Origin of the sequence: Winogradskyella damuponensis, assembly GCF_039538385.1 — a bacterium.
Classification (GTDB): Bacteria; Bacteroidota; Bacteroidia; order Flavobacteriales; family Flavobacteriaceae; genus Winogradskyella; species Winogradskyella damuponensis.
The window spans coordinates 327,568-344,238 of the sequence record NZ_BAABCB010000030.1; the positions used below are offsets into that span (position 1 = coordinate 327,568).

12 protein-coding genes are annotated in these 16,671 nt (G+C 33.0%); 1 reads left to right on the top strand and 11 read right to left on the bottom strand.

The window, feature by feature from the left end; all coding sequences use genetic code 11:
- Positions 1-36: 36 nt before the first annotated feature.
- The 11 genes from ABD730_RS16640 to panC form a co-directional block, all read right to left on the bottom strand.
- A complete protein-coding gene (locus tag ABD730_RS16640) occupies positions 37-657 on the bottom strand; it encodes a DUF4097 family beta strand repeat-containing protein (protein WP_344716043.1) in 621 nt (206 codons plus the stop codon).
- A gap of 106 nt (positions 658-763) precedes the next feature.
- Positions 764-1,144, bottom strand: a complete 381-nt coding sequence (locus tag ABD730_RS16645; RefSeq protein ID WP_334465857.1) for a TraR/DksA family transcriptional regulator — start codon at positions 1,142-1,144, stop codon at positions 764-766.
- 6 nt (positions 1,145-1,150) lie between these two features.
- Positions 1,151-4,555: an isoleucine--tRNA ligase gene (gene ileS / locus ABD730_RS16650; protein WP_344716044.1), complete on the bottom strand. Its 3,405-nt coding sequence runs from the start codon at positions 4,553-4,555 to the stop codon at positions 1,151-1,153.
- Between the two features lie 183 nt (positions 4,556-4,738).
- The gene (locus tag ABD730_RS16655) at positions 4,739-9,139 is read right to left on the bottom strand and encodes a LamG-like jellyroll fold domain-containing protein (protein WP_344716045.1); all 4,401 of its coding nucleotides are present in this window, start codon (positions 9,137-9,139) and stop codon (positions 4,739-4,741) included.
- 399 nt (positions 9,140-9,538) lie between these two features.
- Entirely contained in the window at positions 9,539-10,897 is a 1,359-nt protein-coding gene (radA, locus tag ABD730_RS16660) for a DNA repair protein RadA (protein WP_344716047.1), read from the bottom strand.
- Positions 10,898-10,958: 61 nt separating this feature from the next.
- Positions 10,959-11,108 carry a hypothetical protein gene (locus ABD730_RS16665; protein ID WP_334465866.1) on the bottom strand — a complete coding sequence of 50 codons (150 nt, stop codon included), beginning with the start codon at positions 11,106-11,108 and terminating at the stop codon, positions 10,959-10,961.
- Positions 11,095-12,297 carry an alpha/beta hydrolase gene (locus ABD730_RS16670; protein ID WP_334465868.1) on the bottom strand — a complete coding sequence of 401 codons (1,203 nt, stop codon included), beginning with the start codon at positions 12,295-12,297 and terminating at the stop codon, positions 11,095-11,097. The genes ABD730_RS16665 and ABD730_RS16670 overlap by 14 nt, the downstream gene beginning before the upstream one ends.
- 78 nt (positions 12,298-12,375) lie before the next feature.
- Entirely contained in the window at positions 12,376-13,524 is a 1,149-nt protein-coding gene (locus ABD730_RS16675) for an alpha/beta hydrolase (RefSeq protein ID WP_344716048.1), read from the bottom strand.
- Positions 13,525-13,566: 42 nt separating this feature from the next.
- Positions 13,567-14,526, bottom strand: coding sequence for a lysylphosphatidylglycerol synthase transmembrane domain-containing protein (locus tag ABD730_RS16680; RefSeq protein ID WP_344716049.1), 960 nt, complete (start codon positions 14,524-14,526; stop codon positions 13,567-13,569).
- A gap of 4 nt (positions 14,527-14,530) precedes the next feature.
- The gene (panD, locus tag ABD730_RS16685) at positions 14,531-14,881 is read right to left on the bottom strand and encodes an aspartate 1-decarboxylase (RefSeq protein ID WP_215926776.1); all 351 of its coding nucleotides are present in this window, start codon (positions 14,879-14,881) and stop codon (positions 14,531-14,533) included.
- 13 nt (positions 14,882-14,894) lie between these two features.
- Positions 14,895-15,746: a pantoate--beta-alanine ligase gene (panC, locus tag ABD730_RS16690; RefSeq protein WP_344716050.1), complete on the bottom strand. Its 852-nt coding sequence runs from the start codon at positions 15,744-15,746 to the stop codon at positions 14,895-14,897.
- 109 nt (positions 15,747-15,855) lie between these two features.
- On the opposite strand from panC, the gene ABD730_RS16695 reads away from it, so the two are divergent.
- Positions 15,856-16,668 carry a glycogen/starch synthase gene (locus tag ABD730_RS16695; protein ID WP_344716051.1) on the top strand — a complete coding sequence of 271 codons (813 nt, stop codon included), beginning with the start codon at positions 15,856-15,858 and terminating at the stop codon, positions 16,666-16,668.
- Positions 16,669-16,671 lie beyond the last annotated feature (3 nt).

Genomic DNA, 16,671 nt, shown 5'->3' on the forward strand with positions numbered 1-16,671 from the left:
TAAGTTAAATAATAGTATTAAAACAAAAATAACCGATTATTCCTGTTTGGCAACCTTAATATTGCCATTTATAGACGTCAATTTCCAATATGTCCTTACACTTTTAAATTGATCTAAAACAACGCTTCCATGATTAGAACTGGCCTCAATTTTTGCGTGTTTCGTCTCAACATTAATATCTCCATCTAAAGTGTTTATAGTTGCTGTTTCTGCTTCACCAACAACACGGCATTGCCCTTGTAACAATTCAACATATAATGATTTAAAATCACCTTTTAAATCTACCGAGCCAATATCACTAAGGATTGTTAATATAAGCTGCTCTGGAATTTCTAGACGTAACGTTGCCGCTATAACCTTGTGCGCATTTCGCTTATCATCTGGAATTTCAAATAACGACAAATGTTCTAAACCTAAATTAAGCACATGATTTTCTTCCTCAATAACAACTTGAAAATCATTCTGATACTCACCATCTAACATAGATGTTACTGTAATTTTATCGGTTTTTGAAGTGGAAACAGAAATATTAAAAATTTGATTTCCATTAATAGCTATCGTTTTAATAGACGTTGCCGACAACTGTTTTTGTAATGTATTCTGAGACCGAATGCTTAAAAAGCTAAACAGAAAAACAATACAGATTATATACCTCAAAGACTTTAAAAGAAAAAGCCTCGTAATACAATTACAAGGCTTTATGATTTTGTTTTTATTCAAAATAGAATCTCAATATAATGAGATTCCTGCTGTCGCAGGAATGTTACTGCATATTCTTTGCTTCAATACTCAACGTTGCATGAGGTACTAATTTTAAACGCTCTTTGTTTATTAGTTTTCCTGTTACACGACAGACACCATAGGTTTTGTTTTCAATACGAATTAACGCATTTTTCAAATCTCTGATAAACTTTTCTTGACGAATAGCTAAGGCAGAGTTCGCTTCTTTACTCATCGTTGCACTACCTTCTTCAAATGCTTTAAAAGTAGGAGACGTATCATCTGTACCATTGTCATGGTCATTCATATACGCACTTTTTATCAACTCTAAATCGTGCTCTGCTTTTTTAATTTTATCTTGAACTATTGCTCTAAATTCTTCTAAATCTTTATCCGAATATCTGTTTTTGGTTTCTGTTGACATATTTTTTTAATGTTTTTTAATAAACAATCTGATATTTACTTCATCAAAAGCAATTTCTATACCATTGTCTACTTGGTCTATAATTTTTAAATCTTCAGTCAATGTTTCTGATTTAATGTACGCTTCATTTGAAGAAACTGCTTCTACGACATGTGCGTCGCTTTGAAGTTGTACATCAATTCTGTCTGTAACCTCAAATCCTGAATCTTTTCGTAAATTTTGAATACGATTTACAAGCTCTCTTGCAATACCTTCTTTACGTAAATCTTCACTAATAGTAACATCTAAAGCCACTGTTAAAGCACCTTCATTAGCGACTAACCATCCTTCAATATCTTGCGAGGTAATTTCTACATCTTCTAGCCCTAAATTAATCATTTTTCCGTTAATTTCAACATCAAAATTACCATTTTGCTCGATTTTTTTAATATCATCCGAACTAAATGCATTTACGGCACCTGCAATCAACTTCATGTCCTTACCAAACTTAGGTCCTAAGGCCTTAAAATTTGGTTTAATCTGTTTTACTAATATATCTGAAGCATCTTCTAATAGTTCAACTTCTTTAATATTTACCTCATGTTTTATTAAGTCGGCTACAGCTTCAATTTCTTCCTTCTGTTCTTTATTGTCAATAGGAATCATAATTTTTTGAAGTGGTTGGCGTACCTTAATTTTCTCTTTAGCTCGTAACGACAAGACTAATGAACAGATCGTTTGAGCGCTCTCCATTTTTCGCTCTAAAACGTTATCTATTACACTTTCATTTACCTTTGGAAAATCTGCTAAATGCACACTTTCAAAAGCTTCTTTTTTAGTCACAGCATTCAAGTCTAAATACAAACGGTCCATAAAGAAAGGTGCAATTGGTGCGCCTAACTTTGCAATGGTTTCCATACACGTGTATAATGTTTGATATGCCGAAATTTTATCGGTTTGGTAATCGCCTTTCCAGAAACGTCTTCTGCTTAAACGCACATACCAGTTACTTAAATAATCTTGTGTAAAGTCTGAAATTGCTCGCGCAGCCTTTGTTGGTTCGTATGCCGCGTAATAGGCATCTACTTTCTGAATTAATGAATTTAATTCTGAAAGAATCCAACGGTCAATTTCTGGACGTTCTTCTAAAGGAATATCCGCTTCACTATAACTAAACCCATCAATATTGGTATAAAGGGTGAAGAATGAATATGTATTATAAAGTGTTCCGAAGAATTTTCTACTCACCTCAGCAATACCTTCGCTATCAAATTTTAAGTTATCCCAAGGATTAGCGTTGCTTATCATATACCAACGTGTGGCATCTGCACCATATTTAGATAAGGTTTCAAAAGGATCTACGGCGTTACCTAAACGCTTAGACATTTTTTGACCGTTTTTATCTAAAACCAAGCCGTTAGACACAACATTTTTGTAAGCCACAGAATCAAAAACCATAGTTCCAATAGCATGTAAGGTATAAAACCATCCACGTGTTTGGTCTACTCCTTCAGCAATAAAATCTGCAGGAAAGGCTTCGTTATTATCAATTAAGTTTTTGTTTTCAAATGGATAATGCCATTGCGCATAAGGCATAGACCCTGAATCGAACCACACATCTATTAAATCGCTTTCACGTTTCATGGGTTGACCAGATGCTGAAACTAAGACGATTTTATCCACTACGTTTTTGTGTAAATCGATCGTTTCGTAGTTGGCTTCAGACATGTTACCAACTTCAAATTCTGCAAAAATATCTTCAGACATCACGCCTGCTTCAACAGCTTTTGCCATTTCCACTTTTAATTCAGCAACAGAACCAATACAAATTTGTTCTTTTCCATCCTCTGTTCTCCAGATTGGTAATGGAATACCCCAAAAACGAGATCTAGATAAATTCCAGTCGTTTGCATTAGCTAACCAATTTCCAAAACGTCCTTCGCCTGTTGATTTTGGTTTCCAGTTAATTGAAGTGTTTAACTCGTGCATTCTCCCTTTAACATCAGTGATTTTAATAAACCAAGAATCTAATGGATAATATAAAATTGGTTTATCCGTTCTCCAACAATTTGGGTAACTGTGCTTATATTTTTCAACCTTAAAGGCCTTATTTTCTGTTTTTAATTTAATGGCAAGCTCAACATCTATAGAACGTTCTGGCGCTTCACCATCCTCATAATATTCGTTCTTCACATATTTACCTGCAAATTCGCCCATTTCTGGTCTAAACTTACCTTGTAAATCTACCAATGGCACTAAATTACCATTCTCATCTTTAACTAATAATGGTGGAATTTCTGGTGTGGCTTGTTTGGCAACCATAGCATCATCTGCTCCAAAGGTTGGTGCCGTGTGTACAATTCCTGTTCCATCTTCAATGGTTACAAAATCTCCAGAAATGACTCTGAAAGCATTTTCAGGATTATCGTTTGGCAAAGCGTATGGTAATAACTGTTCGTAAGTAATACCTACTAAATCTTTTCCAACGAATTCTTTAACGACGTAATAAGGGATTTTTTTATCTCCTTCTTTGTACGCAATTAATTCTGGTTTGGTTTCAACACGTTTAAATTTACCATCAAATTGCTTGTTGACTAAATTCTTAGCCAATACCACATTCATAGGTTTAAAGGTGTATTGATTATAGGTTTCTACTAAAACATAATCAATCTTTGGCCCAACCGTTAGTGCGGTATTACTCGGTAATGTCCAAGGCGTTGTGGTCCAAGCTAAGAAGAAAATATCTCCTTCATCTTGAAGAAAATCTGGCAATGAATCTGCGTTAGCTTTAAACTGAGCTACAACTGTTGTATCTGTAACATCTTGATACGTTCCTGGTTGGTTAAGCTCATGCGAACTTAAACCAGTACCTGCCTTAGGCGAATACGGTTGAATAGTATAGCCTTTATATATTAAGTCTTTTTCGTAAATCTGTTTTAACAACCACCATACACTCTCCATGTATTTAGACTTGTAAGTAATATAGGGATCGTCCATATCTACCCAATAGCCCATTTTTTGCGTAAGATCATTCCAGATATCTGTATAACGCATGACTGCTTTTTTACAAGCTTCGTTATATTCTTCTACGGTAATTTTTTTACCAATATCTTCTTTGGTAATACCCAATTCCTTTTCTACACCAAGTTCTACAGGTAAACCGTGCGTATCCCAACCTGCTTTACGTTTTACTTGAAAACCTTTCATGGTTTTGTAGCGTGGAAAAATATCTTTAATCGCACGTGCTAAAACATGGTGTACACCAGGTAAACCGTTTGCCGAAGGTGGCCCTTCAAAAAACACAAAAGGAGGTTTTCCTTCACTTGTAGTTACACTTTTATCGAAGATATTATTAGCTTCCCAATAGTTACCGATTTCATCTGCAACGTTTGGCAAGTTAAGTCCTTTGTATTCAGGGAACTTTGTGCTCATTATTCTGTTTTCTTATAAGTCTGCGAAATTACAGAATTTTGAGGGAAAAATTAAAAGTTTTATAAGCTATGTCCCTAAAGCTTATTTTTCACTTTTATAACTTAAATTTTTACTAAATGGCAACAGGCTTTATACTCCTTAAAAAAAATAGGTCTTGCTAAATATTAACAAGACCTATTCAATTTAGTTGACTAGAATTTTCTTTGTTAAAATTCCGTCTTTCGTAGTTATTTTAATAACATAACTCCCAGTACTAACTCCGGTTAATTGATACTCATTATATGAGCCATCAAAATAGTTCTCTATACTGTAAACCGATTGTCCTAACATATTATAAACCTCTAAGGTTTTTATTTCAACATGAGTAGGATTTAAGACTACTATTTTATTTCTACTTGAAGTGTAGTAAAATTTGAGTGACGAAATGGTATTATCTACCTGAGAAAGTGTTTGAGAGCTATCTCTAAAAACAATTTCTAATCTATTGTCGTATTTACCAGCTTCTGAAGAAAATTCAAAAGGCAATTCATTTCTCAAATTAAAATAGTCTCCAGTAAGATTATCTTTTACGTAAATGTCTTGGTCTTCAGGAATATTTTCTGTTTCTGTAACCTTTAAAGTATAATTAAAATTTCCTGAAGCTTTTAAACTTAACGGAATTGTTTTATCATCAGTTATGGGAGCATAAGCCTGAATAGTCATGAGATCGTCATTTAAAATTAAATTTAAATCGTCATTATTTTCATCAACGTTTACGGCTTCATAACCATAATCGTAGTCATCTGATGTATTTTCGCTAAATCCTAAAAGCAGCTCTCTTTTGGTTAAAGGACCATCAACAGAATTAAATTCTAAACGAATTTTTTGCATTAAACTTTCTTCTGTATCTGTATCGTCTTCAATAGTGTCATTGGTTGAATTAGCGCTTCTAAAAAACACACTTCCATTATTATACGAGCCGTTAGCATCATCTTCCTTAACAAACACTCTTTGGCTGTTTTGAAAAATCACATTACCATCACCAACAACCTCTACCATAAAACCTTGTCCAACGGGCAAGTATCTTGTCTGCATCTTAGTCCCTAATTGCTCTCCATTTGTTTCTCCATAGATATCAACAAACTGGTAAGCTCTTGTAGATCCTGTTTTAGTGACTTGTGCATAGCCTCCATTATATTCATTTAAATAATGTGAAGAACCACTCCATTGTTGCCAAAGAAATAATGATCCACTAATTATCCCTTGATTGTCATCAATAAATTTATGTATATCTATAGCAGATGGGTACGGATTTCCTAGTAAGTAATCGGTTTTTGAAGTCGCAGGAACAGAACCATTACCACCTTTATCTAATACATCTATAAGAATAGTACCATTATTAGGTTTACCTTCAAACAGGTATTGTTGTTCTGCTTCTGAAATACCTGTTCCTTTCTGCGTATAACCAACTCCTGGACTTAGACTAGAATTTTCATCTAAGGATTCATAGTCATAGTAAGTGACTCCATTTTTGTATGTATAGAGCCAAGATCTGCTTATTTTGCCTGTTTCATCATATTGATTTGTAAATGCAAAATTATTACCATCCTGATCTTTGAGCAGCCCTAAATTATACGTTGAATTATTAACATTGTTAGCGCTACTATTATTATCTATAAAAGGGGTGTTTTTAGGAACTCCTACAGGTGAAGACCAATAGTTATACCAATATTTATTTGCCGTTCCTTCTTGACGTCTTAAAATTTTACCACTTACAGACGTCACTAAATCACTATACTCGTTTTGAATAAGTTGAGAATCTTCTTTTAAATCTAATGTTCCCTTGAGTTCTAGATACCAATTATTAAAAATCGCATTATCATTTTTAACTGTAAGCGTTCTATGGGTATCTATAAAAAGACCTAAACTTTTATGGGAATTTGTTGTAGTTATATCATGTTTTATTTTAACAATAGACCAATCTCTGGCACCTAAATCTGCTGTAATATCCCATACATTACCATATAACCACGAATTAGAATGAGACCAATCTCCATCTGCACCAGTAATGTAAGGCATTGGTGCTGTTTGTTCTTTAACAGAAGTTATATTATGTATTTTTAAGGTATGTCCATAATTTGATTCATCAGCTATTTCTGATTTTAAAATATTAGACATAGGATAATATGCTTGTAGCTTATCCCAAGATACTTGTTGTAAAGATTTTAGATCTTCAATGTTTTTAGGTATAATTTTCCCTCTAACAGCACCACCATTATCTTCAATTTCTTGATATACCATTTGCTGTATTTGCTGAGTAGTCAAAGCATCTTGAAAAATTCTAACCTCATCGATACTCCCCTTAAAATGAGCAGAACCAGAAACACTTGTGTTAGTTGGATAACGTCCTATTGTAAATGGTCTTGTAGCATATACGTGAGAGCTACCGTTATAATTTTTGGTAAGCAATTCTGAATTTAGATCAGGGTCTATAACCGTATTTAATAATTCTCCATTAAGATAAACTTTTAATGAGTTTGTTACGGAGTCAAAAACACCAGCAACATGATACCATACACCATTCTCTATTTGCCTATTGTCTGAAGGTAGTGGTTGTACACTAATATTACTGCTAGGATAATTACTTGAAGCTGTGACTTGGTCTTGAGTAATAACAACAAAAGATGGTTTTCTTCCTTTGGTTATGTATAGCCTCATATTTTCCTGACCTGCAATACTATAATTGGTATTTAGATTTCCAGCAGAGTTAGCTTCAATTTTCACCCAAGCCATTACAGTTCCTTCTGTCCAATCTGTTATAAAAGGATTGGTGTCTAAATAATCGTCTACACCATCAAAATTAAGGGTTCCTGAAGAAAAATAAATATCAATATGATCTCTATAATCTAAGTCGCCACCTAAAGCCAAATCATTATCTGTATCGGGTAAAATTGATGTAGCAGGATTGTTAATTTCATCATTAACATCTAGTGAATCAGCTGTAACACTACCTTCAAAATTATCATCTAATCCATCTAAATCTGCATCACTACCAGAGACCACATTTAGCATTCCGTTTTCTTCAATATCTAATTTGCCATCATTATCACTATCTAAATCAAGAAAATCATATATACCATCACCATCTGTATCTACAGGAACAAGACCTGTATTATAAACATCATCAATACCATCTCCGTTAGTATCCAAAATAGCATCAGCCATACCACTAGGTTCAATATATCCAAATGTTGACTGTGCCTCAATATTATCAGGAATACCATCGTTATCTGAATCAATATCTAGATGATTTGGAATACCGTCTCCATCGGCATCTAAATTGGCACAAACTCCATGTGTATTTAAGGTACAAAAATCCGAATCTTTATAATTAGGAACACCATCACCATCAGCATCCAATGATGGGTTTATGTTATTACTTTCTACTAAATCACTGATACCATCGTTATCATCATCAAGATCTACCGTATCAATTATACCATCATTATCCGAATCGGGAGCTGGCGGTGTAAACGCTCCACCAATATTAATGACATAATCTTCTACTTCTCCGTTAGAATAATTGTAATTACAAGCCGTAAAGTTTGTTCCGCTACCACCTCTAACACCAATACGTACTTTAGAAAGTGCTTCATCCGCATTGCTTGGCAAGGTTAAACTAATAGGAACCTCAACAACTTTAATTCCGCCTACGTTATTAGTATCTTGAAACGGAAATAAAAATCGTTCTCCAGAATCGTCAAAATCATCATCTAAACTCTCATTGAGATTAATCCATATAGCAATGGTGTTTTTAGACGTGTTCCAACCGTTTAGAGTTACGCTAATGGTTCCTGTAAGCGGCTGACCAATTGGGATGTTTTCTGATGAAAAATCAGAATAATTAGTAAAATCTCCTGTTGCGCCTGTACTACTATTATTAATCCCAGCAAAAGAAACGTTAGAAATAAAAAGTGTACTGTAGGATTGAACATTTATGGTTTCACAGAAGTTAGGTTCTACATCTCCAGGGACATTGTCTGATATGATATTAACCATATAATCCTCAACTTCGCCTGTTTTATAATTATATTCACACGCCGTAAAATTGGAGTTACTTACGTTGATTAGACCAACGCGCATTCTTGCAAGACCCGCTTGAGCTGTTGAAGGAATAGGAATGCTTATAGGAACTTGGACCTCTTTTTCTCCATTAACATTGCTGGTATCTTTAAATGTAAATAAAAATTGCTCACCAGGATCGTCAAAATCATCATCTATTTCATTGAAATTGAACCATACTGCAATAGTGTGCTTTTGCGTATTCCACCCATCCATAGTAACGGTAATATTACCATTTATAGTTTCGCCAGCAATAACATCTGTTGGTGAAACATCTGAATAAAAAGTATACGCACCTATAGCTCCATTACTTTCATTTTGAATATCTCCTAATTCTACTTTAGAGATATGAAACGTCCAATTGTAACCTCCATTAATATGGGCAGGCTCACAATATTGAGCATTTAATTTTGTTAAAAAAAAGAGCACAAAAAAAGGCAATACTAATACACCACGAGAAGGGGTAATGCTATTTGTTTTCATAAGTAGGTTAAAAAATGTATTATATTTTACTATAAGATTTGAGGGAGATAATCTTATTTATGTACAAAGGTTAAAATTACATTTGTTTGGATTAAAAAATCAGATGATGTGTTAATAAAATCCGATGAAAAGCAATATTACGTACTATATTTTATTTCCGCAAGTAAAAAGTTTAAAACATTCAAATTAAAAATGATTATACAAAATGAATTAAACAACATTTTAGGATAGATAATTTACCTTGATCCATTTTTGGGTTAAATTCATGATTATGGTATTCTATATATCTAAAAATGAACGCATAGCTTTTCAACTTCTAATATTAGAAGAATTAAAGATCTCTTTTTATCATTATTTATTTTAAGCTATTATTAAGACTTCATTTTTCAAAGGGTTTAGTTATACCAAAAAGCCAACTAAATCTTCAATCTTAGAAATCAATTGAATTTTAATTACCGTATTTTTTAAAGCTATTTTATTGTATTTAGACACAAAAATTGTTGAAAAGCCTAATTTTTCTGCTTCAAGAATACGTTGTTCTACACGTTGCACAGGTCTAATTTCACCAGACAAACCAACTTCTGCTGCAAAGCAAAAATCACTTTCTAAAGCAACATCTTCATTTGAAGATAATATGGCTGCAACAACAGCCAAATCTATAGCAGGATCATCAACAGTAATACCACCTGTAATATTTAAAAACACATCTTTTGCCCCTAACCGGAAACCGGCTCGTTTTTCTAAAACAGCCAATAACATGTTTAATCGTTTTGCATTAAAACCTGTAGCTGAACGCTGTGGTGTTCCGTAAACAGCAGTACTAACCAAAGCTTGCACTTCTATCATTAATGGTCTTAACCCTTCAAGAGTTGCAGCAACAGCATTTCCAGACAATTCACCATCCTTTTCAGAAATAAGTATTTCTGATGGATTAGATACTTCTCGCAATCCTGAGCCTTGCATTTCATATATTCCCAATTCGTTGGTTGAACCAAATCGGTTTTTATTTGCTCTAAGAATTCTAAATACGTGATTTCGGTCGCCTTCAAATTGTAAAACGGTATCAACCATATGCTCTAAAATTTTTGGCCCTGCAATATGTCCATCTTTAGTGATATGTCCAATTAGCAAAACAGGTGTTGCTGTTTCCTTAGCAAACTTTATCAATTCGGTTGTGCATTCCTTTATTTGAGAAATACTCCCAGCCGAAGATTCTATATAATCACTATATAAGGTTTGAATGGAATCGATAACCACAATATCCGGCTCTAATGCTTCAATTTGTTTAAAGATATTTTGGGTTTTCGTTTCAGTAAGAATATAGCAGTTATTGCTATTAGGATTAATACGTTCTGCACGCATTTTTATTTGTTTTTGGCTTTCTTCACCAGAAACATATAAAGTTTTGTAGTGTAGTTTTAAGGCTATTTGTAGTAAAAGTGTACTTTTTCCTATTCCTGGCTCTCCTCCTAAAAGTGTTAACGACCCATTAACCATTCCTCCTCCAAGTACACGATTAAATTCTGCATCTTGCATGTCTAAACGCGCTTCCTGAGAAGTATCAATTTCATTAATTAACAATGGTTTTGAGGCTCGTTTTGACGTAGCACTTGGGGTTTTCCAATCGCTTTTTTCTGGTTTCTGAATGACTTCTTCTGCAATGGTATTCCACTCCTTACAAGACGTACATTGACCTTGCCATTTAGCGTATTGACTACCACAATTCTGACAAAAAAAAGTTGTTTTTACTTTAGCCATATTAATGCTCCGTGAAATCGGAAATTTCTTTAGTTATAAACATGACAAAATTAAGACAATTTTAGTTGATGTCTTTAAACCAACTCATAATCGCTAAAACCTTTAATGCCACTAATTTTGAAGACAAATCTGAAAATAAAAATGCCTTTGCTTTTATATATAATGCTTCAAAAAAATAATCGGTAGATATGTATTTTTTATTTCTCTTCATTATCATCCTCTACTTTTAATTCTTCTAACTCTTCATCTTCAACATCTACTAAGGCAACAGTAAGTTCCTCAATTTTTAAGGCGATATAATCTTTGTTAATATTGGTAGCATCATCTAGTATTAATGCCGATTCGTAGAGTTTCTTTGCTTTCTTTATTTTTCCAAGCATTTCTGTAGAATGAGCAATATAATAAGTACCTAATAGTGTCTCAGGAAATAGCTTATTGGCCAGCTTTCCTAATTTACCTAACGATTTATAGTCTTCGCGTTGTTCCGCTACTTTTGCTACTTTCTCTAATTCTGCTTCACTAATCTCTTTTTCAATACCAAATAAACGGTCTATCCTATTATATCGATCTATTAAATATTGATCTAAGGTACCTTCGTATGGTAATACTTTTTCTTCAAGTTCTTTTTCTCGTAATGGATTATAGATATCAAAAATTTTATCAAATGACCTAGAAATGGCTCCTGTAACTAAAGTGTAATGTGTATCACTTTCAAAATCATCAAAATAATAAGTTAAGTGCTTGTTTGATACTTCTTTTATTTTTGAATCTGTAAATAGGATACTCTCACGAATTTCTGGAATATCTTTTTCTGACGTTGCTAAATAATAAAAGATATCGTCTTTAAAAAGTTCTAAGCGTTTTGAAATAAAATTATTTAATGAGCCAACAAAATCTGGACTAATACAAACATAGGCCTGAAATGCTAGTTCTTCTTTAAAGATATAGGAATTAATAAAATTCCCCATACGATCATGGCCAACAGCTACTCTAAACTTACTTGTATTGTATTGCTTATCTATGTAGGGCAATAGTTCCTCTGAGACAAATTCATGGAATCTAAGACCCGATTCTGTTGGTAAACCTGTTAACGGATCGTAATAGGCATCGTAAAAACGATCTTCACCTTGCATAATACCAACAACTATTGAACTTGGCATATCATCAAAGTAAGTTTGAAAATCAACTTGACCTGCAACAGGTTCAAACAGATAATCTCCATCAAAAACAATAATCACAGGATATTTTACATCTGCTTTAGGATCGTAATCTTTTGGTAATTTAATTTTTAACTTACGCTCAGAATTTAGGCGCGATGAGGATATCTCTTTATAAGATACTTGCGCAAATGAAAACGCGTAGATTAGACAAGTAAGAACAACTAAGGTAGTTTTTCTCATAATAAAGTAGGTTTAGATTTGGGACTCCAAACATACTAAATTATCGTTAAGTTGTCAATTTTTTTCGATGAAATACACCTAATCGTTTAATGCTTCTTCTGCATCATACATTTTTTCGAGTATAATTTCTTTGTCTATAAACTGTGAAGGCTGTAAAAGCAAGCCCGATTTATATTGCAACAAAGCTTTTTTAAAGTTGCCTTCTTTTTCATAATACATACCCAAATAATAGGCACCTAACATAGAATCCGGGAATTTTTTCTTAACTAATTTGGCTAATTTTTCTAAAGAATCGATATCATCTTTTTTGTTACTAGCAGCTGCGATTGCTCTGATATCGTTTTCAATTAATTCTTTTTCAAATCCATAGAAATGCTCAATATCTTCGTATTTTTTAATCAAATAATCGTAAGGTGAGCCTTCAAAAGGGATTAGCTTTTCTTTATATTCCTTAGCATTAATAGGTTTAAAAAGTCCAAAAATCTCATTCAATGCTTTAGGAATTCCTCTCCCTACTAACGCATAATGGTTGGCATCTTTAAAATCATCAAATTTATAAAGTAGCTTTTCATTTTGTATTGCAGAAATAAGAGAATCTGCCTTTAATGTTGAGGCTCTTAATGCTTTTATATCAGCATCTGCAGTTGCCATATAATAAAACGTTTGCTCTGTTAATATAGATAAGCGCTGTTGCAATCTACTAATCATTTCTGGAGCAAACTCTGGACTAAATGCAATATAAGCTCTAAAAATAGGTTCATCCTTAAAGAGGTAATAATTGATAAAATTAGCACTTAGATCGTGCCCAAAAATGATTCTAAAATTTGATGCCTTATAATTTTTTTCTATATAAGGTAATAATTCGGCCACTATAAATTCATAAAACTGTGCTCCAGAATCTTTTGGAAAATAATTCTCATCATCATAGAATAAATCTTCTGGTCTAGTATCTGCTTGATTAATACCAACAACTATACAATCTGGAATATCCTCCCAATAGGACTGATAATCTATATTACCAGCAACGGGTTCAAATAAATAATCGCCATCTAAAACTACAATTAAAGGGTAAGTCCGTTTTTCATCTGGATTATAATTTCTTGGTAATTGAATTTTTAATTCACGCGTTGCACCAAGTCTTTCTGAATCTATTGTTTTATAAATCGCTTGAGATTGAAGATTACATACGACAAAAAAAGTGAGGACAAGTGTGTAAAAATTCTTCATAATTATAAGGACTAAAAATTTAAAGCAAGGTAAAAAATATTTCTATACTGTTGTTTTCTTTCTATTGAAAATAGGCAAGTATAATAATGACAAACCTCCTAAAACAACAATAACTAATGTTTGGGTAGACCACATTATCCAGCCAAAAGCTCTACTTGGATCATCTGCCATACCAAATAACGAAAAGGCAATAACTACAGCTTCTGGAAACGAACCAATGCCTCCATTTGTGGCTGCAATACTAAAACTAGCGAGTATAAATCCAATAAGAATAGCTACAATTGGTATGTTTTGCAACTCTGGTAATGCAAATGTGGTAACGTAAAACATAAGCACATACATTAGCCAAATAAAAAACGTATGACCTATAAAAGCCCATTTCTTTTTCATTTTAAAAATACTAAAAGCACCTTCTATAAGACCCGAAACAAATCCCTTTACTTTTAAAGCAAATTTAGACCTACTCTTCTTTACAAATAGCAATACTAACAGTACTCCTAGTAGCAATACAGCAATACCTAGTATTAATGAGGAAGGATTAAATTTTTGGGCAAAAAAATCATAAATAAATTCAAACTCTAAAAAAAAAGCGATGGCAACTATTGAAAGTAACATGATAGTATCAGCCACACGCTCTGCAACAATTGTCCCAAATCCTTTATCAAAAGGAATCCCTTCATAATTGGTTAAAATTGAAGCTCTAGCTATTTCTCCGGCTCTTGGAATGGTAAAATTTATAAGATACGCAGAATAAACTGCCATAATGCTATTGCCAAAATTAGGTTTAAACCCCAAAGGCTCTACCATATAAATCCAACGATAAGCTCTAGACACATGGCTAAGAATTCCCATAACAACACCAAGAACAATCCAACTATAATTAGCGTCCTTGAAATACTGTATTAAAATAGGAATCGAAATTTTAGATAAAGAATACCACACTAAACCCACTCCTAAGAGTAAGGGTAATACAACTTTTAGGATAGATTTTGGCTTACTCACCTACTTATTTTAGAAGATTTGTAGCTTCATCTGGGAAGACCAAACAAGGCTTAAATACTTTAGCGTCTTCAATATCCATAAACGCATATGTAATAAGAATTAAGGTGTCGCCAACAGCAACTTTACGTGCTGCAGCACCGTTTAGAGTAATTTCTCCACTTTTTCTAGGACCAGGAATACAATAGGTTTCTAAGCGCTCACCATTGTCATTATTAACAATTTGAACTTTTTCTCCTTGTATAATATTTGCCGCATCCATTAAATCTTCATCAATAGTAATACTACCAATATAATTTAGTGCCGCTCCCGTAACCTTTACACGGTGAATTTTTGATTTTACAACTTGTATTTGCATATTACAAAGATAATTAATTTAATGCGATATTATCTATAAGTCTGATATCACCTGCATATACTGCTATAAACGCCCTATATGACTTTTTTGTTGACTTTCTTTTTACTGGTTTTAAGGTTGTTATATCTGCAATAATAAAATACTCTAATTCTAAAAGCGATTGTTTTTCAAATTGCATATAAACCCATTCCGTTACTTCTTTAGCACTTTTTGTGCCAAACTTTGCTTTGGCAGCTTCTAATGTTTTATATATAAAAGGAGCAATTTCCCTATGTTCTGGTGTTAGTCTCGCATTTCTAGAACTCATTGCCAAACCGTCTTTTGCCCTATGAATTGGACAACCAACGATAGTTACAGGTATGTGGTGTAACTCAACTAATTTTCTAATAATTTGTAATTGCTGAAAATCTTTCTCACCAAAATAAGCAAAATCCGGTTTTACAATCTCAAATAAACGCTTAACAATAGTACCAACACCATCAAAATGACCTTGCCTAAAAGCACCTTCCATTTTATGTTCTAACCCATCATAAAAAAAAGATTCCGATGCTATATTATCATCATATATATCTTCAACACTTGGTGCATAAGTAATTATTTTATGATTACTAACGGTTTTCAACAACGCAATATCTGCGTCTAAGGTTCTTGGGTATTTAACCAAGTCATCCTTATTATCAAACTGAGTAGGGTTTACAAAGATACTAACAACAACGAGGTCGTTTTCACTCAATCCTTTATTTACCAATGACAAATGCCCTTTATGCAAAGCTCCCATTGTTGGCACAAACCCAATTGAGCTTCCTTTTGCTTTTAAAGCACTTATGTAATTTGATAATTCGGTTTTATTCTGAAAGTTTTTCAATGTCGTAACAAAAATTTAACGCATGCAAACATAATATAATACTAGCAATCTGCACAAATTTTTGTAATTTTGCATGTTTTTTACTATTAATTTCAAAAGCAGCAGATTTATGAAAGATAAACGAATATTGTATGTGTCCTCGGAAGTTGTTCCATATTTACCAGAAACTGAAATCTCTTCAATGTCATTTGAAGCACCACGAATGGTAAACAAACAAGGAGGTCAAATACGAATATTTATGCCTCGCTTCGGAAATATTAATGAAAGGAGACACCAATTACATGAGGTTATCAGACTCTCTGGTATCAACCTAGTAATTAATGATTTAGACATGCCTTTAATTATAAAAGTAGCATCAATACCTAAAGAACGTATTCAGGTCTACTTTATAGATAATGAAGACTACTTTAAAAGAAAAGCCACTTTGACAGATGAAAACGGAAAACTATTTTCCGATAATGACGAACGTGCTATTTTCTTTGCTAAAGGTGTTATCGAAACAGTTAAAAAACTAAACTGGGCTCCTGATATTATTCACGTTAATGGTTGGTTGGCCTCACTACTACCTTTATACTTAAAAGAGTTTTATAAAACAGAACCTTTATTTACTGAAAGTAAAATTGTAACCTCTGTATACAATCAAAGCTTTGAAGGTACGTTAGATAAAAGCATGCTCTCTAAAGTGAATTTTGATAGTTTAGATGCGGAAGCAACAAAACTATTAGAACAACCTAATTATATAAATTTAATGAAAGTTGCAATTGATAATTCTGATGCTATCATTAGAGGCTCTGAAGAATTACCTGAAGAATTAGACACTTATATTAATGATTTAACAAAACCTGTTTTAGACTATTATCCTATTGAAGAATTTGCAGACCCTTATACAGAGTTTTACAATAACACTGTCTTAAACAGTTAATTT